Raw genomic sequence first — 20,515 nt, forward strand, 5'->3', positions numbered from 1 at the left:
CGGTGCGTCCGTATCAGACGCTGCTCATCATAGCAAAGGACGATTCATGGAAGAAAGCAAGAAAGGCTCCGGGCTGACTGCCGAAAAGAGCAAGGCGCTCGCCGCCGCGCTCGCGCAGATCGAGAAGCAGTTCGGCAAAGGGTCGATCATGCGGCTCGGCGACGGCGAAGCGGTCGAGGATATCCAGGTGGTGTCCACCGGCTCGCTCGGTCTCGATATCGCGCTCGGCGTCGGCGGCCTGCCGCGCGGCCGTGTGGTCGAAATCTACGGGCCGGAATCGTCCGGCAAGACGACGCTGACGCTGCAGGTGGTCGCCGAGATGCAGAAGCTCGGCGGCACCGCGGCGTTCATCGATGCGGAGCATGCGCTCGACGTTCAGTACGCGTCGAAGCTCGGCGTGAACGTGCCGGAACTGCTGATCTCGCAGCCGGACACGGGGGAGCAGGCGCTGGAAATCGTCGACGCGCTGGTGCGCTCGGGCTCGATCGACATGATCGTGATCGACTCGGTCGCGGCGCTCGTGCCGAAGGCCGAAATCGAAGGCGAGATGGGCGACGCGCTGCCCGGCCTGCAGGCCCGCCTGATGTCGCAGGCGCTGCGCAAGCTGACGGGCTCGATCAAGCGTACGAACTGCCTCGTGATCTTCATCAACCAGATCCGGATGAAGATCGGCGTGATGTTCGGCAACCCGGAAACCACGACGGGCGGCAACGCGCTCAAGTTCTATTCGTCGGTGCGTCTCGACATCCGCCGGATCGGCTCGATCAAAAAGAACGACGAGGTGATCGGCAACGAAACGCGCGTGAAGGTCGTGAAGAACAAGGTGTCGCCGCCGTTCCGCGAGGCGATCTTCGACATCCTGTACGGCGAAGGCATTTCGCGTCAGGGCGAAATCATCGATCTCGGCGTGCAGGCGAAGATCGTCGACAAGGCGGGTGCGTGGTACAGCTATAGCGGCGAGAAGATCGGCCAGGGCAAGGACAACGCGCGTGAATTCCTGCGCGAGAATTCGGAAATCGCGCGCGAGATCGAAAATCGCATTCGCGAGTCGCTCGGCGTTGTCGCCATGCCGCAGGATGGCGGCTCCGAAGCCAAGATCATGGACGAAGAGGAGTAATGCGCAAGCACCGGGAGGGCGCGGATTCGCAGCAGGTAGGGCACAGCGCGCGGACAAGGTCCGCCGACGAGGCCCGCATCGAACGCGAAGCGCGCGCGCCGGTTTCGAGCGAGGGGCGGCCGGCTGGCCGCCCGGCAGCGGGGGCATCCGATGATGCCCTCGTTTCGTTTGGGCGATCGGTTGCGTTCGAATCGGACGATCCGTTCGATTCGAACGAGTCGTTCGACGCGCACGACGTCGCGCGGCGGCGTGCGTCGGCCGGTGTAGCTGGCGCGAACGACGATGCGTCCGGCGGTGGCCGGGCGTTCGGCGGTTTGCGCGCCGGCGGCCGTTCGCGTGCATCGGCGGCATTTTCGGCGGCGGCGGGCGGGGATGAAGCGGCGAGCGACGTCTATACGCGCACGAGCCAGGCCGGGGGCCGGTCGAAGCGGCGGACATCGCCTTTCCGCTTCGATTCGTCCGCGCCCGAAGACGCAGAGCGTTCGTCGGCGTCGCAACGTCCCGCGCGCTCACTGAAAGGGCGTGCGACCGCGTATCTGTCGCGCCGCGAGTACAGTCGCGCGGAACTCGCGCGCAAGCTCGCGCCGTACGTCGAAGAAGGCGACGATCTCGAGTCGCTGCTCGACGCGCTCGAACGGGAGGGCTGGCTGTCCGACGCGCGGTTTGCAGAAAGCCTCGTGCATCGGCGCTCGGCGCGCGTCGGCTCGGCGCGCATCGTCAGTGAGCTGAAGCGACATGCGGTCGGCGACGCGCTCGTCGAGGCCGTCAGCGCGCAATTGCGCGAGAACGAGTTCGAGCGGGCGGAGTCGGTCTGGCGCAAGAAGTTCGGCGCGGCGCCGCAAACACCCGCGGAGCGCGCAAAGCAGGCGCGCTTCCTCGCGATGCGCGGTTTTTCGAGCGTAACGATCGCGAAGCTGCTGAAAGGCGACGTCAACGAATTCGGCGGCGATTGAGCGCGGCGAGCCGGTCTTGCGCGCTCGCGTCCGGCATCGAGCCGACGCTGCAAGCTCAAATGCCTTGCGATAGCCCGGCGAATCAATCGTTACATTGCCATCCGACCACCGACCACCGACCACCGACCACCGACCGCGAACCACCCCAATCCAGCCCCTCAAAATCCCCCGAAGCCCCGCGCGGGGCCAGACCGGGACCGTGCGGCCGGTATGTTAGAATCCACGAGTTTCCCTCTTCGGCTTCACCTTCCCGCATGCCGCTACCCGAGCCCGTACCCCGACAGTTGCGCCATCGCCGCGCAATTCGAGCGGAAGCCTACGAGCGCGCCGACGGCTTGTGGGACATCGAAGCCTGCCTGACCGATCACAAGCCGCGCGACGTCACGCTGGCGTCGGGCGTCAGACCGGACGGCCTGCCGATCCACGAACTCTGGTTGCGCGTGACGATCGATCGCGAACTCACCATCGTCGACGCCGACGCGTCGTCTGACTGGGTGCCCTATCCCGGTCAATGCGAAACCGCCAAACCCGCCTACCGCGTCCTCATCGGACTCAATCTCTTCCGCCATTTCCGTCGCGACGTCTCCCGGCTGCTGTCGGGCGTCGCCGGCTGCTCGCACCTGACCGAGCTGTGCGGGGTGTTGCCGACGGCCGCGATCCAGGCGTTCGCGGGCGACGTATGGGATGTGCGCGAGCAGTTGGGCGGCGAAGCCGACGGGCGCGATCGCGCGGCGGCCGAGCCGCCGTTCCAGCTCGGCCGCTGTCACGCGCTGCGGTTCGACGGGGAAGCGGTTCGGCAGTTCTATCCGCGTTGGTACGGCGCGAGCCGCCCCGCGCGCGAAGGCTCGGACGGTGCGAAGGAATGAGAGCGGACGCTTAAATCGTAAGAAGAAGCGATCGTCAATCGACTTTTTTAGCCAACTCACAGACTGAAGGAATCACGCATGAAGATTCACGAGTACCAGGGTAAGGAAATCCTGCGGAAATTCGGAGTCGCGGTACCGCGCGGCAAGCCGGCGTTCTCGGTGGACGAGGCCGTCAAGGTGGCGGAAGAGCTGGGCGGCCCGGTCTGGGTCGTCAAGGCCCAGATTCATGCGGGCGGCCGAGGCAAGGGCGGCGGCGTGAAGGTCGCGAAGTCGCTCGAGCAAGTGCGCGAATACGCGAACCAGATTCTCGGCATGCAGCTGAAGACGCACCAGACCGGTCCGGAAGGCCAGAAGGTCAACCGTCTGCTGATCGAAGAAGGCGCGGACATCAAGAAGGAGCTGTATGTCGGCATCGTGATCGACCGCGTGTCGCAGAAGGTCGTCGTGATGGCGTCGAGCGAAGGCGGCATGGACATCGAGGAAGTCGCGGAAAAGACGCCGGAAGCGATCCACAAGGTCGCCGTCGAGCCGTCGACGGGCCTGCAGGACGCGGAAGCCGACGATCTCGCGAAGAAAATCGGCGTGCCGGACGCATCGATCCCGCAAGCGCGCGAAATCCTGAAGGGCCTGTACAAGTCGTTCTGGGAAACGGACGCGTCGCTCGCCGAAATCAACCCGCTCGTGCTGACGGGCGATGGCAAGGTGATCGCGCTCGACGCGAAGTTCAACTTCGATTCGAACGCGCTGTTCCGCCATCCGGAAATCGTCGCGTACCGCGATCTGGACGAAGAAGATCCGGCTGAAATCGAAGCATCGAAGTTCGACCTCGCGTACATCTCGCTCGACGGCAACATCGGCTGCCTCGTGAACGGCGCGGGTCTCGCGATGGCGACGATGGACACGATCAAGCTGTTCGGCGGCGAGCCGGCGAACTTCCTCGACGTCGGCGGCGGCGCGACGACCGAGAAGGTCACCGAAGCGTTCAAGCTGATGCTGACGAACCCGGGCCTGAAGGCGATCCTCGTGAACATCTTCGGCGGCATCATGCGCTGCGACGTGATCGCGGAAGGCGTGATCGCGGGCTCGAAGGCCGTGAACCTGAACGTGCCGCTCGTCGTGCGCATGAAGGGCACGAACGAAGACCTCGGCAAGAAGATGCTCGCCGAATCCGGCCTGCCGATCATCTCGGCGGACAGCATGGAAGAAGCGGCGCAGAAGGTCGTCGCCGCGGCTGCGGGCAAGTAACGAGCGCCCGCGCCTGGCGCTGCGCGCCGGGCCCCGATGGGGGCAAGAAAACGCGGGGCAGCCCGGCGTTTTCTTGAGCGCATCATTGAAACGCATGGCGGCGCGGTTTTTCTCGCGACGCCGATCGAACAGAGGTCAATACATGTCGATTCTGATCAACAAAGACACGAAGGTCATCACGCAGGGCATCACCGGCAAGACCGGCCAGTTCCACACGCGCGCCTGCCGTGAATACGCAAACGGCCGCGAAGCGTTCGTCGCGGGCGTGAACCCGAAGCGCGCCGGCGAAGATTTCGAAGGCATTCCGATCTACGCGAGCGTCAAGGAAGCGAAGGCCGAAACCGGCGCGACCGTGTCGGTCATCTACGTGCCGCCCGCGGGCGCCGCTGCCGCGATCTGGGAAGCGGTCGAAGCCGATCTCGATCTCGCGATCTGCATCACGGAAGGCATCCCTGTCCGCGACATGATCGAAGTGAAGGACCGCATGCGCCGCGAAGGCCGCAAGACGCTGCTGCTCGGGCCGAACTGCCCGGGCACGATCACGCCGGACGAACTGAAGATCGGCATCATGCCGGGTCACATCCACCGCAAGGGCCGCATCGGCGTCGTGTCGCGCTCGGGCACGCTGACGTACGAAGCGGTTGCGCAACTGACGGCGCTCGGCCTCGGCCAGTCGTCGGCAGTCGGCATCGGCGGCGATCCGATCAACGGTCTGAAGCACATCGACGTGATGAAGATGTTCAACGACGATCCGGATACGGACGCGGTCGTGATGATCGGTGAAATCGGCGGTCCGGACGAAGCCAACGCGGCTCAGTGGATCAAGGACAACATGAAGAAGCCGGTCGTCGGCTTCATCGCGGGCGTCACGGCGCCTCCGGGCAAGCGCATGGGCCACGCCGGCGCGCTGATCTCGGGCGGTGCGGACACGGCCGAAGCGAAGCTGGAAATCATGGAAGCGTGCGGCATCACGGTCACGCGCAATCCGTCGGAGATGGGCCGCCTGCTGAAGGCAGCACTGTAAGCATCGGTTTCATCGCCACGAAAAACGCCGGTTCTGCCGGCGTTTTTTGTTATGCTCGCGCAATCGTTTCGTAAGCCCCGCCCGGACGGCCGGGCGCGATTGGAACGCACGCATTGGCCCGCCCGTCTTACTTCCTTTGCTTCGCTCTCATGCTTGAATTCTTCGCCTCGCTCCATTGGGGCGCCGTCGTTCAGATCATCGTCATCGATATCCTGCTCGGCGGCGACAACGCGGTCGTGATCGCGCTCGCTTGCCGCAACCTGCCCGTGCAGCAGCGCGTGCGCGGCGTGCTGTGGGGGACGGCCGGTGCGATCGTGCTGCGCGTCTTGCTGATTGCGTTCGCGGTGCTGCTGCTCGACGTGCCGCTGCTCAAGTTCGCGGGCGGCGTGCTGCTGCTGTGGATCGGCGTGCGGCTGATGACGCCCGCCGCCGACGCGCACGACAACATCAAGCCTGCCGACAGGCTGTGGGAGGCGGTGAAGACGATCGTGATCGCCGACGCGGTGATGAGCCTCGACAACGTGATCGCGATTGCGGGCGCGGCCGAGCAGGCGGATCCGGGGCACCGGATCGCGCTCGTGATCTTCGGCCTGATCGTCAGCATTCCGATCATCGTCTGGGGCAGCACGCTCGTCCTCAAGCTGCTCGACCGTTTCCCGATCTTCATCACGCTCGGCGCGGCGCTCCTCGGCTGGATCGCCGGCGGGCTGATGGTCAACGATCCGGCGGGCGATCGCTGGCCGCTTCTCGACACGCCTGCCGCGATCTACGGCGCGAGCGTGGCGGGCGCGCTCTTCGTCGTGATCGCCGGGTATGCGCTGAAGAAGCGCCGAGCGATGTCCAGGGCGGCGAATTCGCATTGACTGACACCGGCGCTTCGCGGCATCGGCCGTCCGGCCGACTGCCCGCGTTGCCGCCCGCTGGCTACGATCGACACGCCTGCCGCTTTCGGCGGGCGTGTTTCGTTTTCGGAGCCTGTCATGAGCGAATTTCTTTCCGTTTTATCGCCGTTTGCGTCGCTTTTGCTGCCGCGAGCGGGTGGCGCGCACGGCCTGCGCCGGGTGTGGCGCCCGTCGAAGCGTGCGGTGCGCGGCCGCGGTTTCACGTTGATCGAATTAATGATCGTGCTCGCGATCGTCGGCGTCGTCGCTGCGTACGCGATTCCCGCGTATCAGGACTATCTCGCGCGCAGCCGGGTCGGCGAAGGTCTTGCGCTCGCCGCGTCCGCGCGGCTCGCGGTCGCGGAGAACGCGGCGAGCGGCAGCGGTTTTTCGGGCGGCTACGTGTCGCCGCCGGGCACGCGCAACGTCGAGTCGATTCGCGTCGACGACGACACCGGGCAGATCGTCGTCGCGTTTACGTCGCGCGTCGCGGCGTCGGGCGCGAATACGCTCGTGCTCGTGCCGTCGGCGCCGGATCAGGCGGAGACGCCGACGGCGCGCGTTGCGCTGTCGAAGGGCGCTGTACAGACGGGGGCGATCACGTGGGAGTGCTTTGTCGGCGGCAAGACGTCGTCGTCGCTGCCCGCGCCGGGCGCCGGGCCGATGCCGAGCGATGCGCCGACGCTGGCCGGCAAGCTCGCGCCGCCGGAGTGCCGAGCGTGACGTTCGGCGGCCAATAGTGGCGAATAGCGGCGAAGTGGCGGGGCGGGCGCGGGACATGCTTGGAGCATGGCTGCCGGACGATGAACTGTCTGGCATTCGTGCACCGCGATGGTGCGTCGCATGACGGCCCTGCGCAACCGGCACCCCGCGTCCGCACAGCGGGAGGTTTTTTTTGTATAGTGCGCCGGTTGCTGACATCCGGTTCGCTCATGCCTCCCTCTTTTCTGCGTTCTTTGTCGCTGATCGCGCTTGCAGTCGCCCTGATCCTGCCGTATGCGGTCACGAACCACACGTATCCGATTCCGACGTTCTATTCCGAATTCGCCGCGTTCGCGATGTATTGGGTGCTCGGCGCGACCGTCGTCCTGCTCGTGAAAGCCGAGCGGCCCGCGCAGCCGTTCGTGGTGCCGGCGGCGCTCGTCGCGCCGCTCGGCTTCGGTGCGGTGCTGCTCGCGCAGGTCGCGCTGCTGCCGTTGCGTCAGCCTTCGATGAACTGGCTCGCGACGGGCTACCTGCTCGGCGCGCTCGTCGCGATGCAGTCGGGCTATGCGCTCGCGCGCGCGAACATGGTCGACATGGTCGCGAGGATGATCGCGGGCGCGACGATCGTCGGCGGCGTCTTCGCCGTCGCCTGCCAGTTCGTGCAGCTGTTCCATCTGGAGACGACGTTCTCGCCGTTCGTCGTGTCGTACGGCGTGACCGTCGATCGCCGGCCGTACGGCAACATGGCGCAGGCGAACCACCTCGCGACCTACATCGCGTTCGCGCTCGCGGGTGCGCTGTATCTCGTGCAGACGCGCCGCATGCCGCTGCTCGCGTGGGCGGTGCTGTCGGCGTTCCTGTCCGTCGGGCTCGCGCTCACCGTGTCGCGCGGGCCGTGGCTGCAGGTCGCCGTGATGGTCGTCGCCGGCTTCTGGATGGCGTTCGCGCAGGCGCGGCGCGATCCGGCTGCGAGCCGCATGCGCGCATGGGCGATTCCGATCGTGCTCGGCGCGTTGTTCGTCGCGGTCAATGTCGCCGTGCGCTGGGTGAACGTGCACTACCACCTCGGCCTTGCCGAGTCGGCCGCCGACCGCATGCGCGACGCCGGCCAGATCGCGCCGCGCCTCGCGCTCTGGAAGTACGGCCTGACGATGTTCCGCGAGCATCCGCTGCTCGGCGTCGGCTGGGGCGAATTCCCGATCCATCAGTTCGAACTCGTGCGCAAGCTGGGCGGCGTCGAGATCGCGAACAACTCGCACGACATCTTCATCGATCTGCTCGCGAAGTCCGGCTTGCTCGGCCTCGGCGTGCTGGTCGTCGCGCTCGTCGCGTGGTTCGTGCGCGCGCTGCGCGTGCCGCATACCGAGAGCCGCGTGTTCGGCTTCGCGCTCATCGGCATTCTGCTGATGCACGCGCTCGTCGAGTACCCGCAGCAGTACACGTTCTTCCTGTTGCCCGTGATGTTCGTGATCGGTCTGCTCGAGACGAAGCCGCTGCGCGTGCTGCCGAGCCGTGCGGCGTTCGCGCTGTTCGCTGCGCTGTCGGTTGCGGGGCTCGCGTCGCTGTACCCGGTGCTGCGCGACTACCAGCGCGCGGAAGTGCTGTACTACGGCACGAATCCGGCCGAGCAGTACCGCGAGGATCCGTCGTTCCTGTTCGGCGCGTGGGGCGACTATGGCGCGGCGACGCTGCTGACGATTTCGCGCGACAACCTGCAGGCGAAGCTCGCCGCGCACGAACGGGCGATCGCGCTCTTGCCGGGCGAAACCGTGCTGCGCCGCTACGCGGTGCTGCAGGCGCTCGACGGCCGCGAAGCCGATGCGCTCGACACGGTCGAGCGGCTGCGCGTGTTCGCGCAAGAGCTGCGCGACTGGCCGGTGCAGCTCGCCGCGTTGTACAAGCTGCTTGACGACCAGCCGTCGCTGAAGTCTTTCAAGGCGTCGCTCGTGTCGAAGTACGGGACGCCGGCAGCCAACGTATCCGCCGACGACGAGGAAGACGACAGCGACGATTGATCACGGGCGGGCTCGAAACGGAACGATCGAAGAAACCGCCGCTTTTTGCGGCGGTTTCTATTGGGAGGGTGCGGCGGCGTCGCGATCGAACGATGCGGCGGGCGTGGTGCGCGATGCGTGATGCGCGCCGGCATTTCGTCATGCGGGCGGCACGAGGCGCGTTGCGTCGCCTCGGCATCGCACCGTGTGCAAGGCAGGTGTCGACGGCGCTTTGCCAATACATGCGCAGATGAAGCAAGCAGCCGCCGCAAGAAACCGCCGCAAGCAGCCGCTTTCCCCGCCCCGCCCTGGCAGGCGACGTTAAACAGTGTCAAATCGCGCCGCATTCGCGCACGACGAGCCGGCACGAGCGGATGCGCGTCGCATCGTTCGGGTATGCTTGGGCGCGGTATTCATCGACTGGAATGAATCCTTGCCCTGAGAGGAAGCCCATGAAAACGCGTACCCATCATATTGCCGCGGCAGGCATCCTGATTGCCAGCATCGCGTCGTTCTCGACCGCGCACGCGCAACTCGGCGACTTGCTGAAGCAAGGCACCGACAGCGGCGCGGGCGGCGTCGCGAGCGCGCTCGGCAATCTCGGTGGCGCGGGCGGCACCGCGTCGGCCGGCTCGCTGCTGTCACCCGGCAGCACCGGCAACGTCGCGGGCCTGCTGCAGTTCTGCATCAAGAACAACTATCTCGGCGGCGGCGGTGCGTCGTCGGTCAAGGACGCGCTGATGAGCAAGCTGGGCGGCGGCGTCACGTCGGATAGCAGCTACGCGAGCGGCGCGAACGGGGTTGTCGACGCCGGCAACGGCCGCACGCTCGACTTGAGCGGCGGGCAGAGCTTCAAGCAGCAGTTGACGAAGCAGGTCTGCGACAAGGTGCTGTCGCAGGCGAAGTCGCTGCTGTAAGCGGGACGCCGGCGCCGTGTCGCCGGAGCGGGTGGCCCGCGATCGAGGCGCGCTGCCGACGCGATGCGCGTCGGCGGACGCCCGGAATCGCGCGCGGCGCTCGGTATTGGGCGCTGGTGCGAATGAAGCATGGATAAGAAGCGGGGTGCGGAATCGCGCGGCGTGCGTAACGCGGGCGCTGACGAATGACGCAATCGACGGCGCGGACTGACCAGAACCAGAACGAACATGAAGACTGATTCGACGTACCTGACGCTTCCTCTTGCCGCGTCGCTGCTCGCCGGCTGCGCGGCGTTCGCGCCGCGGGACACGGCGAAGCTCGAATGCACGATGCCCGTCGCAGTGTATCCGGGCAGCGCGAAGCCGCTCGAGCGCCGGGCGACCGTGCTCGTGCGCGCGATGATCACGGCGTCTGGCAATGCGGAGAACGTCACGGTCACGACGAGCAGCCGGAATGCCGCCGCGGACCGTGCGGCCGTGGAAGCGATGTCGAAGGTCGCGTGCTCGCAGACGCCCGCGCGCGGCGGCGAGCCCTATCCGTTTACGCTGACGCGGCCGTTCGTATTCGAGCCGACGGCGAAGGCCGCGCGGTGACGCGCATCGAGTGCGCCGGCACGGGCGGCAACGAGCGCGCCTCGATGTGCATCGTCGTTCCAACCCGAAGCACCTTGCCGAGTGAAGCTTCGATAGCCGCTTGACGCGTACCCACCCGGATTCGGCGGTGCGCTGGCTGACGGTTTTCGGCAGGTCGGCGTTATGCGCCGGCCTCGCCGGTCTTCCAGTCCCCCGACTTCCCGCCGCGCTTTTCCCTGACGCTCACGTCGGTAATCGTCATCCCCCGGTCGACTGCCTTGCACATGTCGTAGACGGTCAGCAGCCCGACCTGCACCGCGGTCAGCGCCTCCATCTCGACGCCCGTGCGTCCGAACGTCTCGACCTGCGCACTGCAGCGCACGCCGGGCAGCGCGTCGTCGAACTCGAACTCGACCGCGACGCGCGTGAGCGCGAGCGGGTGGCAGAGCGGAATCAGATCGGCGGTGCGCTTCGCCCCCTGGATCGCCGCGATCCGCGCGACGCCGAGCACGTCGCCTTTCTTCGCGCGTCCTTCGCGAATCAGCGCGAGGGTGTCGGGCAGCATCCGGATCGCGCCGCGCGCCACCGCGATGCGCTTTGTTTCCTGCTTGTCGCCGACGTCGACCATGTGCGCGTGGCCGGCAGCGTCGAAGTGTGTGAATCCAGACATGTCGTGCTCCGTTAGAGGGCGCCTATCATAGCAGCGCGGTTCGTCGAGCGATTCGAGCGGCGTGCGTCGGCGTCGCGCGAACGGCGGCCGGCGCGCCGTTACAATGACGCAGCTCCATCGATCATTAAGCCACGGCCGCCCTGATCCTTGTCCATGCGCGTCAAACCGTTGCTCGTCATGTCGCTGTCCGCGGCGCTCGCCCTGCCGCCCGGCGGCTACGCTCAGCCGCGCGCCGATGCTCCGCCGCTCGAATCCGCTCCCGCCACCGGCGCCGCCGCGGCCGCGCCGCTCGCGCCCGGCGCGATCTCGACCGTGCCGTCCGGCATCGCGGCCGGCGTGTTCGGCACGTACGGCGGCGCGGAGAGCCGGCTGTCCGATCCGGCGTCCGGCACGCCCAGTTTGCGCGCGCCGCTTCGATCGCTGCAACTGCCGGATCTCGGCGACGGCTCGGGCGGATCGCTGACGCCGCAGGCGGAGCGCCGTCTCGGCGAGCGCGTGATGCGCGAGGTGCGGCGCGATCCCGACTATCTCGACGACTGGCTCGCGCGCGACTACCTGAATTCGGTCGCGGCGAAGCTGTCGGCGGCGGCCGCCGCGCAGTTCATCGGCGGCTACATGCCCGACTTCGATCTGTTCGCGATGCGCGACCCGCAGATCAACGCGCTCTCGCTGCCGGGCGGCTTCATCGGCGTCAACAGCGGGCTCGTCGCGACGACGCAGACGGAATCCGAACTCGCGTCGGTGATCGGCCACGAGATGGGGCACGTGCTGCAGCGGCATATCGCGCGGATGATCATCGCGAGCGAGAAGAGCGGCTATGCGGCGCTCGCGACGATGCTGTTCGGCGTGCTCGCGGGCATCCTCGCGCGCAGCGGCGATCTCGGCGGCGCGATCGCGATGGGCGGCCAGGCGTTCGCGGTCGATAGCCAGTTGCGGTTCTCGCGCACGGCCGAGCGCGAAGCGGACCGCGTCGGCTTTCAACTGCTCGCGGGCGCGGGCTACGATCCGTACGGGATGCCGGGCTTCTTCGAGCGGCTCGAACGCGCGTCGATGAGCGACGCGGGCGTGCCCGCGTACGCGCGCACGCATCCGCTGACGGGCGAGCGGATCGCCGACATGGACGATCGCGCGCGCCGCGCGCCGTACAAGCAGCCGCGGCAGTCGCCGGAGTACGGCTTCGTGCGCGCGCGCCTGCGGATGCTGCAGAACCGCTCGCCGACCGATTACGCGAACGAGGTGCGGCGGATGCGCGCCGAGCTCGACGACAGAATCGCGCCGAACGTCGCGGCGAATTGGTACGGGATCGCGCTGGGCGAGATGCTGGGCGGCCGCTACGACGACGCGGACCGCGCGCTCGCGGCGGCGCGCGACGCGTTCACGCGCGTGGCCGCGAGCGAGGGCGACTCGGCGCGCAGCTCGCCGAGCCTCGACGTGCTCGCGGCGGAGATCGCGCGCCGCGCGGGCCGCACCGACGACGCGGTGCAGCTCGCCGCTACCGCGCAGCGGCGCTGGCCGGGCTCGCACGCGGCGATCGCCGCGCATCTGCAGGCGCTCCTTGCCGCGCGTCGCTACGCGCAGGCGCAGGCGCTCGCGCAGTCCGAAGCGAGCGCCGATTCCGGCCAGCCGGATTGGTGGAATTATCTCGCGCAGGCTAGCCTCGGCAACGGCGATGCGGTGACGCAGCGCCGCGCGCTCGCGGAGAAATTCGCGCTCGAAGGCGCGTGGCCGTCGGCGATCCGGCAACTGCGCGAGGCGCGCGACATCAAGTCGGTCAGTTTCTACGAGCAGTCGATCATCAGCGCGCGGCTGCACGAGTTCGAGGCGCGCTACAAGGAAGAGCGGAAAGAGGACAAGGACGACAAGCGCAGCTGACGCGCGGCGCCGCGGCCGGCCCGCCCGGCGTTCGCTCCCGCAGCCGGCCCTTTTTCCCGACGACGTCGAACGACGCGCCGCGCGCGGACGCGAACCTTCCCGCGCGTCAGTCCGCCGCCTGACCGCCCACGCGCGCGGCCGGGCTCGCGACGAACCGGAACCGCCGCGCGACGTCGTCGCGCCGGATCGGCGCGAGCGGCAGGTCGACGCCGCCGCCGAGGTGCAGCACGCCGTGCGCGCCGTCGTCGTCGAGGTCCGCATGATCGGCGAAGAGCCCGAGATCGTGATCGTGCAGCGCGGCGACGCGCGGCGGCGTCGACGCGTCGGCGAACAGCACGCCGCCCGCATCGTCGAGCCACGCGCGCGCCGGCTCGAATGTGCGGCCCGTATGGTCGGTGAGCGCGACGCGCGCCGGATCGTCGCGATCGGCCGCGAGCCGGACGATCCACGGCGTGTACGCGAGCTCGACGTACACGCGCTGCGGCCCGTTCTGGAAGAACCACTGCCCGTCGGCGTCGCGTTCGTAGTTGCGGGCGATGAAGTCGATCAGCGCCGGGTGCCGGACAGGCGAGCCGAGCGCGCCCGCCGCCTGCGCCGCGTCGTCGCGCATCCGCCAGCCGCCGCGCCGGTCGAGCAGCAGCCATCCGGTGCAGTGCGGGACGTTCGGCCACTTGGCGAGCGCCTGTTTGACGATGTCATCCATGATCGGTGAAGCGTGAGCAGAAATCGAAGATGCGGGTCGGCAGCCAGTCGATGCGTCCCGGAAACGGGCCCGTCATGAAGCCCGCATGGCCGCCGTGCTCGGGCTGGTCGAGCACGACCGCGCGCGACACGTCGCGCGGGCCGGGCAGCGCCGACGCCGGCAGGAACGGATCGTTGCGCGCATTGAGGATCAGCGTCGGCACGTCGATCGCCGCGAGGAGCGGGCGCGTCGTCGCCTGCGTCCAGTAGTCGTTTGCGTCGACGAAGCCGTGCAGCGGCGCGGTCACGACGTCGTCGAAGTCGTGCATCGTGCGCGCGGCGAGCATCGTCTCCTTGTCGAAGAGCCTCGGATATTGCTCGAGCTTGACGAGCGCCTTCAGCTTCAGCGTTTTCAGGAAGCTGTGCGTGTAGACCATCGAGAAGCCTTGCGACAGCGCGCGTCCGCCCGCGTGGACATCGATCGGCGTCGAGACCGCCGTGGCCGCCGTGACGATCGACGTATCGCCGCGCCGCTCGCCGAGCCAGCGCAGCAGCACGTTGCCGCCGAGCGACACGCCGACCGCGACGAGCGGCCCGCGATGGCTTTTCGCGAGCCGCCGCAGGATCCAGTCGACTTCGGCGCTGTCGGCGAGGTGATAGAAGCGCGGCATCCGGTTCATCTCGCCGCTGCAACTGCGGAAATGCGGGACGACACCGTGCCAGCCGCGTGCGCGGGCGGCCGCCATCAGCACGCGTGCGTAATGTGAATCGGAGCTGCCTTCGAGGCCGTGGAACAGCACGACGAGCGGGGCGTTCGGCTCGGGCGCCGCGCCGGCCGGATAGGCGAGCCAGTCGATGTCGATGAAGTCGCCGTCGGGCGTGTCCCAGCGCTCGCGCCGGTATCCGACGTCCGGCCGGCGCGCGAAGAGCGCGGGGACGATTGTCTGCGCGTGGCTCGTCGGCAGCCAGAGCGGCGCGCGGTAGAGGGACGAGGCTGCCGGGCGGGCGGTCTCGTCGGCAGCGGGAAGCGGAGGAAGCGCGGTGCTCATCGCTGCAAACGCCTGTGCTTAGTGGAGCGGCCCCTGAGCGTGGCGGATCTTGGCGGCGAACTGAGTCGCCGTCTGCTCGGGGATCGGGCTCGCGTGGATGTGTGCGATCCGCCATTCGCCGCGCTCGTGGATCATCACGTAGGTCGTGAACACCATCTGCGGCTCGGCTGTGAGATCGGCCGGCTGGTGCGCCTCGGCAACCGTGTAGACGACGGTGCCGAGGCTGTCGTAGACGCGGATGTCGAGCGGCTCGATCGTGACGGGCTGGGTCGACAGCCGTTGCGCGAACCCGCTCCTGATCTGCTCGAGGCCGTGCAGATGCGAGCCGTCTGCCCAGATGCAGCTGGCGAAATCCTCGTCGATCCAGAGGACCATCAGCGCGTCGAGGTTGGCGTCGGCGACTGCCTGATAGTACGCGTTCAGCGTATCGGCGGCGGCTTCGAAGAGGCGGGCAAAACGTGGCATCGGGTCTATCTCTCGCGCGCGGCGCGCGCCGTTTCATCAAGGCGGCCCATGCATGAGCAAGGCCGCCCGCTTACCGGTGAGTCGGGTGCGGGTGCGCGGCGCGTGACGGGCGGCCTTGCGGCCGCGGCGTCAGCGCTGTCCGACGAGCATCCCGCGCAAATCGCCGAACACCTGCTCCGGGCTCAGCTCGCGCAGGCACTTCAGGTGGCCGAGCGGGCATTCGCGTTCGAAGCAGGGACTGCATTCGAGATGCAGCCATTGTACCTTTGCCAGGTCCGACAGCGGGGGGGTATGACGCGGATCCGTCGACCCGTAGAGCGCGACGAGCGGCCGGCGCAGCGCTGCCGCGACGTGCATCAGCCCGGAATCGTTCGTGACGACCGCGTTCGCGCGCGCGATCAGCGCGCACGCCTCGGTGAGCGAAGTCTGGCCGCAGAGGTTGCGCACGTTCGGCGCGCGCTCGGCGATCGCCTGCGCGGGCGTCGCGTCCTTCGGCGAGCCGAGCGCGACGATCTGCGTATAGGGAAAAGACTGACTCACGCTCTGCGCGAGCGCCGCGAAGTGCTCGGGCGGCCAGCGCTTGGCCGGGCCGTACTCGGCGCCCGGGCAGAACACGACGAGCGGCTTGCGCGTATCGAGGTTGAAGCGCGCGGACACGCGCGCCGTCTCGTTCAGGTCCGCTTCGAGCCGCGGTGGCGGCAGCGTCTTGAACGACTCGGGCAGCTTCGCGCCGGGTGCGTATGCAAGCGTCGCGTAATGTTGGACCATCGGCGCGCGCTCGTCGCGCGCCTTGCCCGGATTCGCGTGGCGCACGTTGAGGAGCGCGTAGCGATGCTCGCCCGTGTAGCCGATCCTCAGCGGAATGCCGGCGAGCCATGGGATCAGCGCGGACTTCAGCGAGTTCGGCAGCACGTACGCGGCGTCGTAGCCGACGTCGCGCAGATCGCTCGCGAGCTGCCAGCGGCGCAGCATCTGCAGCTTGCCATGCGCGAGATCGGTCGCGTGGACATCGTGTATCTCGGGCATCCGCTCGAGCGCGGGCGCGACCCACGTCGGGGCCACGGCGTCGATGACGATGCGGGGATGCAGTTTCTTCAGCAGCGCGAAAAGCGGCTGCGCCATCAATGCGTCACCGATCCAGTTCGGTGCGATAACCAACGCGCGACGCATCAGGTCGATTTCCGATGTCGTAATGAAGCGCGACGCTCACGCGCCGCGCTCGGGTTGCGGGGGAGGGGCGTCGGCGCGTGCCGGTCGGACCGGCCGCGCCGCGTCGGGCGGAACAGCCGCCGCGCGCTCAATGATGGCCGCGGACGATTTCGCCTTCGCGCAGCTTGTAGCGCGTGCCGCAGTACGGGCAGCGCGCTTCGCCGTGCGAGACGTCGATGAACACGCGCGGATGCGCGCTCCAGCGCGGCATCGCGGGGTTCGGGCAGTAAGCGGGCAGATCCTTGGCCGTCAGTTCGATGAGCGGCATTTCCTTGATTTCACTCATGGGGCTTTCTCGTTATGGCGATGGCGAGCGGCGCGCGCGCCCGGCGTCGGGCGAGCGGCGCGCTCAAATCTTGGTGAGCCAGTCCGCGTGCTTCGCGCTCTTGCCGTTCACGACGTCGAAGAACGCGCTCTGCAGCTTCTCGGTGATCGGGCCGCGCGCGCCGCTGCCGATCGTGCGGTTGTCGAGCTCGCGGATCGGCGTGACTTCGGCCGCGGTGCCGGTGAAGAACGCTTCGTCGGCCGTGTAGACCTCGTCGCGCGTGATGCGCTTCTCGATCACTTCGATGCCGGCTTCTTTCGCGAGCGTGATGACCGTGTCGCGCGTGATGCCGTCGAGGCACGACGCGAGATCGGGCGTGTAGAGCTTGCCGCGGTTCACGAGGAAGAAGTTCTCGCCGGAGCCTTCGGACACGTAGCCGTCGACGTCGAGGAGGAGCGCCTCGTCGTAGCCGTCGGCCGTCGCTTCCTGGTTCGCGAGGATCGAGTTCACGTACCAGCCCGACGCCTTCGCGCGCACCATCGACACGTTCACGTGATGGCGGGTGAACGAAGACGTCTTCACGCGGATGCCCTTCGCGAGGCCTTCCTCGCCGAGGTACGCGCCCCACGGCCAGGCCGCGATCGCGACGTGGATCGTGTTGCCCTTCGCCGACACGCCGAGCTTCTCCGAGCCGATCCAGATGATCGGGCGCAGGTAGCACGACTCGAGCTTGTTCTCGCGGACGACGTCGCGCTGCGCCGCCTCGAGCGTTTCCTGGTCGAACGGCACGTCCATCTGGAAGATCTTCGCCGAGTTCAGCAGGCGCTTCGTGTGCTCCTTCAGGCGGAAGATCGCCGTGCCGCCGTCGGCCGTCTTGTATGCACGCACGCCCTCGAAGACGCCCATGCCGTAGTGCAGCGTGTGAGTCAGCACGTGGATCTTGGCGTCGCGCCATTCGATCAGCTTGCCGTCCATCCAAATCTTGCCGTCGCGATCGGCCATTGACATAGGTCTTCTCCTAGTGGATGCGGGGTGCGCAGAAGCAGCGCGCGGCGGCTCGGAACGGCGCCGCGTCGCAAAGACGCTCATTTTAGCGTTTTTGTGCGGGCAACGGTCGGTACGGCGGGGTCCGGCGCTATAATCGACGCGCAACCTGCGTGAAAAATAACGGGCGGCGGCGCGCGACGCGCGCGAGCGGCCCGGCTTTCCGCCTTCGCGGCGCTTCCCCGATGCTCGCTCGCTTCTCCGCCTCCGACCGCTTCGCCCTCGTCCAGGGCTTCCGCGACTTTTCCCCGACGCTGATGGCGATCCTGTCGTGGGGGCTCGTCACCGGCATCGCGATGAGCAAGTCTTTGCTGTCGACGGGGCAGGCGGTCGGCATGTCGGTCCTCGTCTACGCAGGCTCGTCGCAGCTCGCGGTGCTGCCCCTTTTCGCCGCGAAACTGCCCGTCTGGACGATTCTGCTCACGGCCGCGATGGTCAACATGCGCTTCGTGATCTTCAGCGCAGGGCTCGCGCCCCATTTCTCGTATCTGCCGCTGTGGCGGCGCTTCGCGATCGGCTATTTCAACGGCGACGTGATCTATCTGCTGTTCCAGAAGCAGGGCTTCGCGACGGGCCACGTGCCCGGCAAGGAAGCCTATTTCTGGGGGATGGCGCTCACGAGCTGGTTCGCTTGGCAGGCGTCGTCGCTCGTCGGCATCGCGCTCGCGAGCGTGTTTCCCGACAGCTGGGGGCTTGCGCTCGCCGGCACGCTCGCGCTGATTCCGATCATGGTGTCCGCGATCTCGAACCGCTCGACGCTCGCGGCCGTCGCGATCGCCGGGATCGTGTCGCTCGTCGCGTTCGAGCTGCCGTACCGGCTCGCGCTGCCGCTCGCGGTGTGCGCGGCGCTCGCGGCGGGCAGCGTCGCCGACTGGTTCGTCGAACGCGCCGACTGGCGGCGCATCCGCGCGGCGGGCCGCGCGACGCATTCGGAGGACATCGAATGAGCGCCTGGCAGATCTGGCTCGCGATTGCCGGGATGACGCTCGTCACTGCGGTCACGCGCGCGTTCTTTCTTGTCGGCGGCGAGCGCACGGTGCTGCCCGAGCGCGTGCAGCGCTCGCTGCGCTACGCGCCCGCCGCCGCGCTCGTCGCGGTCGTCCTGCCCGATGTGCTCGAGACGCGCGCGGGCATCTCGTTCGCGCTGTCGAACCACGATTTCTACGCAGCCGCGGCGGGCCTCGCGTGGTTCCTGTGGCGTCGCAGCATGCTCGGCACGATCGTCGTCGGGATGCTCGTGTTCACCGCGCTGCGGATCCTGTTCTGACGCAACGCCGCCGCGCGTCTCGCGGCCGCCGCGCGGGCGCGACCCAACCGCGCACGTCGCCGCCAAATAGCAGGAATTCGCCGCCGCGCGGGGTAGCGCGCCGGGCGGATCGGCTAGAATGACCCCTTCCGGAATTTTTCGCGCGCGCGTCGCGCGGGCCTTGCCGTGCGAGGCGCCCGGGTCGGCAGCCCGCGCGCGCATCGTACCGCTTTCCTTCATCAACCTTCATCAGTCCCATGAGCCAAGTAAAGCGTCTTACCGACCTGATCGCCGAAGGCAAGCTCTCCGGCAAACGTGTGTTCATCCGCGCCGATCTGAACGTGCCGCAGGACGATCACGGCAACATCACCGAAGACACGCGCATCCGCGCGTCGGTGCCCGCGATCCAGGCGGCGCTCGACGCGGGCGCGGCCGTGATGGTCACGTCGCACCTTGGCCGCCCGACGGAAGGCGAGTTCAAGCCCGAGGATTCGCTCGCGCCCGTCGCGAAGCGACTGGCCGAGCTGCTCGGCCGCGATGTGCCGCTCGTCGCGCACTGGGTCGAGAACGGCGTTTCGGTCGCGCCGGGCCAGGTCGCGCTGCTCGAGAACTGCCGCGTGAACAAGGGCGAGAAGAAGAATTCGGACGAGCTTGCGCAGAAGATGGCGAAGCTCTGCGACGTCTACGTGAACGACGCATTCGGCACCGCGCACCGCGCGGAAGCCACGACGCACGGCATCGCGAAGTACGCGCCCATCGCATGCGCGGGCCCGCTGCTGGCGGCCGAGCTCGACGCGCTCGGCAAGGCGCTCGGCAACCCGAAGCGCCCGCTCGTCGCGATCGTCGCCGGCTCGAAGGTGTCGACGAAGCTGACGATCCTCAAGTCGCTCGCGGCGAAGGTCGATCAACTGATCGTCGGCGGCGGCATCGCGAACACGTTCATGCTCGCGGCCGGCCTGTCGATCGGCAAGTCGCTCGCGGAAGCCGATCTCGTCGACGAGGCGAAGGCGATCATCGACGAAGCCCGCAAGCTCGGCGCGTCGGTGCCGATCCCGACCGACGTCGTCGTCGCGAAGGAATTCTCGCCGACGGCCGCGGCCACCGTGAAGAGCGTCGCCGATATCGAAGCCGACGACATGATCCTCGACATCGGGCCGGAAACCGCGAAGGCGCTCGCCGGCCAGCTCGAGAAGGCGGGGACGATCGTCTGGAACGGCCCGGTCGGCGTGTTCGAATTCGACCAGTTCGGCCACGGCACGAAGACGCTTGCCGACGCGATCGCGAACTCGGCCGCGTTCTCGATCGCAGGCGGCGGCGACACGCTCGCCGCGATCGCGAAGTACGGGATTCACGACAAGGTCAGCTATACCTCGACGGGCGGCGGCGCGTTCCTCGAATTCCTCGAGGGCAAGAAGCTGCCCGCCGTCGAAGTGCTCGAAACGCGCGCGTAAGCGCATGACGCGGCGCGCGTCGCATCCGCTTCGCGCGCGGCATGAAGTACGAAGCGCGGCCGGCCATGCCGGCCGCCCGCGCGACGGCGGCGGGGCATGCGGATTGCGCCCGGCGCTGCAGCGGTGGCAGTCGGCCGCTCGCGCGGCGGGCCGCGTGAGCGGCCCCGCCGAACCCGATACGACGACGCGGCGCCGGCTGCCCATGCCGGCGTCCGCGGACAAAGCGACGCCGGGCGCAGCATGCACCGGCGCGCGTTCCGGAGCGGCGGCGGCTGGGCCGCGCGGCTT

21 protein-coding genes are annotated in these 20,515 nt (G+C 68.1%); 14 read left to right on the top strand and 7 right to left on the bottom strand.

All coding sequences use genetic code 11. The features are described from left to right. Positions 1 to 46: 46 nt before the first annotated feature. The 10 genes from recA (at position 47) to WS70_RS04350 (ending at position 10,296) form a co-directional block, all read left to right on the top strand. Positions 47 to 1,117: a recombinase RecA gene (gene recA / locus WS70_RS04305; protein WP_059473594.1), complete on the top strand. Its 1,071-nt coding sequence runs from the start codon at positions 47 to 49 to the stop codon at positions 1,115 to 1,117. Then, positions 1,117 to 2,070 carry a recombination regulator RecX gene (gene recX / locus WS70_RS04310; RefSeq protein ID WP_059473595.1) on the top strand — a complete coding sequence of 318 codons (954 nt, stop codon included), beginning with the start codon at positions 1,117 to 1,119 and terminating at the stop codon, positions 2,068 to 2,070. The genes recA and recX overlap by 1 nt, the downstream gene beginning before the upstream one ends. A 254-nt stretch (positions 2,071 to 2,324) precedes the next feature. Then, positions 2,325 to 2,936 carry a DUF2889 domain-containing protein gene (locus WS70_RS04315; protein ID WP_059473596.1) on the top strand — a complete coding sequence of 204 codons (612 nt, stop codon included), beginning with the start codon at positions 2,325 to 2,327 and terminating at the stop codon, positions 2,934 to 2,936. Between the two features lie 63 nt (positions 2,937 to 2,999). Next, positions 3,000 to 4,181, top strand: a complete 1,182-nt coding sequence (gene sucC, locus WS70_RS04320) for an ADP-forming succinate--CoA ligase subunit beta (protein WP_257791890.1) — start codon at positions 3,000 to 3,002, stop codon at positions 4,179 to 4,181. 142 nt (positions 4,182 to 4,323) lie between these two features. Further along, positions 4,324 to 5,205, top strand: coding sequence for a succinate--CoA ligase subunit alpha (gene sucD / locus WS70_RS04325; protein WP_010101873.1), 882 nt, complete (start codon positions 4,324 to 4,326; stop codon positions 5,203 to 5,205). A gap of 149 nt (positions 5,206 to 5,354) precedes the next feature. Continuing rightward, entirely contained in the window at positions 5,355 to 6,068 is a 714-nt protein-coding gene (locus WS70_RS04330; RefSeq protein ID WP_059596384.1) for a TerC family protein, read from the top strand. Positions 6,069 to 6,290: 222 nt separating this feature from the next. After that, positions 6,291 to 6,809: a pilin gene (locus tag WS70_RS04335; protein ID WP_082716512.1), complete on the top strand. Its 519-nt coding sequence runs from the start codon at positions 6,291 to 6,293 to the stop codon at positions 6,807 to 6,809. Positions 6,810 to 7,018: 209 nt separating this feature from the next. After that, positions 7,019 to 8,806: a PglL family O-oligosaccharyltransferase gene (locus WS70_RS04340; RefSeq protein WP_059596385.1), complete on the top strand. Its 1,788-nt coding sequence runs from the start codon at positions 7,019 to 7,021 to the stop codon at positions 8,804 to 8,806. Between the two features lie 431 nt (positions 8,807 to 9,237). Continuing rightward, positions 9,238 to 9,702, top strand: a complete 465-nt coding sequence (locus WS70_RS04345; protein ID WP_059473601.1) for a YjjA family protein — start codon at positions 9,238 to 9,240, stop codon at positions 9,700 to 9,702. Positions 9,703 to 9,930: 228 nt separating this feature from the next. Continuing rightward, a complete protein-coding gene (locus WS70_RS04350; protein ID WP_059596386.1) occupies positions 9,931 to 10,296 on the top strand; it encodes a TonB family protein in 366 nt (121 codons plus the stop codon). A 160-nt stretch (positions 10,297 to 10,456) separates the two neighbouring features. On the opposite strand, the gene moaC is transcribed toward WS70_RS04350, so the two are convergent. Next, positions 10,457 to 10,945 (bottom strand): cyclic pyranopterin monophosphate synthase MoaC, encoded by a 489-nt coding sequence (moaC, locus tag WS70_RS04355; RefSeq protein WP_059473603.1) that lies wholly within the window; start codon positions 10,943 to 10,945, stop codon positions 10,457 to 10,459. A 153-nt stretch (positions 10,946 to 11,098) separates the two neighbouring features. Here moaC and WS70_RS04360 point away from each other — a divergent pair, with 153 nt between their 5' ends. Then, a complete protein-coding gene (locus WS70_RS04360) occupies positions 11,099 to 12,817 on the top strand; it encodes a M48 family metalloprotease (RefSeq protein WP_059596387.1) in 1,719 nt (572 codons plus the stop codon). Between the two features lie 106 nt (positions 12,818 to 12,923). Here WS70_RS04360 and WS70_RS04365 read toward each other — a convergent pair whose 3' ends face one another. From WS70_RS04365 to WS70_RS04390, 6 genes are all read right to left on the bottom strand, one after another. Continuing rightward, positions 12,924 to 13,520, bottom strand: coding sequence for a DUF2946 family protein (locus WS70_RS04365; RefSeq protein ID WP_059473605.1), 597 nt, complete (start codon positions 13,518 to 13,520; stop codon positions 12,924 to 12,926). Then, entirely contained in the window at positions 13,513 to 14,547 is a 1,035-nt protein-coding gene (locus WS70_RS04370; RefSeq protein ID WP_059596388.1) for a hydrolase, read from the bottom strand. The genes WS70_RS04365 and WS70_RS04370 overlap by 8 nt, the downstream gene beginning before the upstream one ends. Before the next feature lie 18 nt (positions 14,548 to 14,565). Further along, a complete protein-coding gene (locus tag WS70_RS04375; protein ID WP_059596389.1) occupies positions 14,566 to 15,012 on the bottom strand; it encodes a nuclear transport factor 2 family protein in 447 nt (148 codons plus the stop codon). A gap of 129 nt (positions 15,013 to 15,141) precedes the next feature. Beyond that, positions 15,142 to 16,182 (bottom strand): lipopolysaccharide heptosyltransferase II, encoded by a 1,041-nt coding sequence (gene waaF / locus WS70_RS04380; RefSeq protein ID WP_059473608.1) that lies wholly within the window; start codon positions 16,180 to 16,182, stop codon positions 15,142 to 15,144. A 127-nt stretch (positions 16,183 to 16,309) separates the two neighbouring features. After that, positions 16,310 to 16,507, bottom strand: coding sequence for a zinc-finger domain-containing protein (locus WS70_RS04385; protein WP_010101891.1), 198 nt, complete (start codon positions 16,505 to 16,507; stop codon positions 16,310 to 16,312). 63 nt (positions 16,508 to 16,570) lie between these two features. Beyond that, the gene (locus tag WS70_RS04390; RefSeq protein ID WP_009892780.1) at positions 16,571 to 17,494 is read right to left on the bottom strand and encodes a branched-chain amino acid transaminase; all 924 of its coding nucleotides are present in this window, start codon (positions 17,492 to 17,494) and stop codon (positions 16,571 to 16,573) included. 221 nt (positions 17,495 to 17,715) lie between these two features. Here WS70_RS04390 and WS70_RS04395 point away from each other — a divergent pair, with 221 nt between their 5' ends. The 3 genes from WS70_RS04395 to WS70_RS04405 all read left to right on the top strand — a co-directional run bounded on the left by WS70_RS04395 (position 17,716) and on the right by WS70_RS04405 (position 20,227). After that, entirely contained in the window at positions 17,716 to 18,477 is a 762-nt protein-coding gene (locus WS70_RS04395; RefSeq protein ID WP_059473609.1) for an AzlC family ABC transporter permease, read from the top strand. Continuing rightward, on the top strand, positions 18,474 to 18,797 hold the full coding sequence (locus WS70_RS04400) for an AzlD domain-containing protein (RefSeq protein ID WP_059473610.1): 324 nt from the start codon (positions 18,474 to 18,476) through the stop codon (positions 18,795 to 18,797). Before WS70_RS04395 ends, WS70_RS04400 begins: the two co-directional genes overlap by 4 nt. A gap of 236 nt (positions 18,798 to 19,033) precedes the next feature. Then, on the top strand, positions 19,034 to 20,227 hold the full coding sequence (locus WS70_RS04405) for a phosphoglycerate kinase (RefSeq protein WP_059473611.1): 1,194 nt from the start codon (positions 19,034 to 19,036) through the stop codon (positions 20,225 to 20,227). The last annotated feature ends 288 nt before the right edge of the window (positions 20,228 to 20,515 follow it).

Source organism: Burkholderia mayonis (genome assembly GCF_001523745.2).
Lineage (GTDB): Bacteria > Pseudomonadota > Gammaproteobacteria > Burkholderiales > Burkholderiaceae > Burkholderia > Burkholderia mayonis.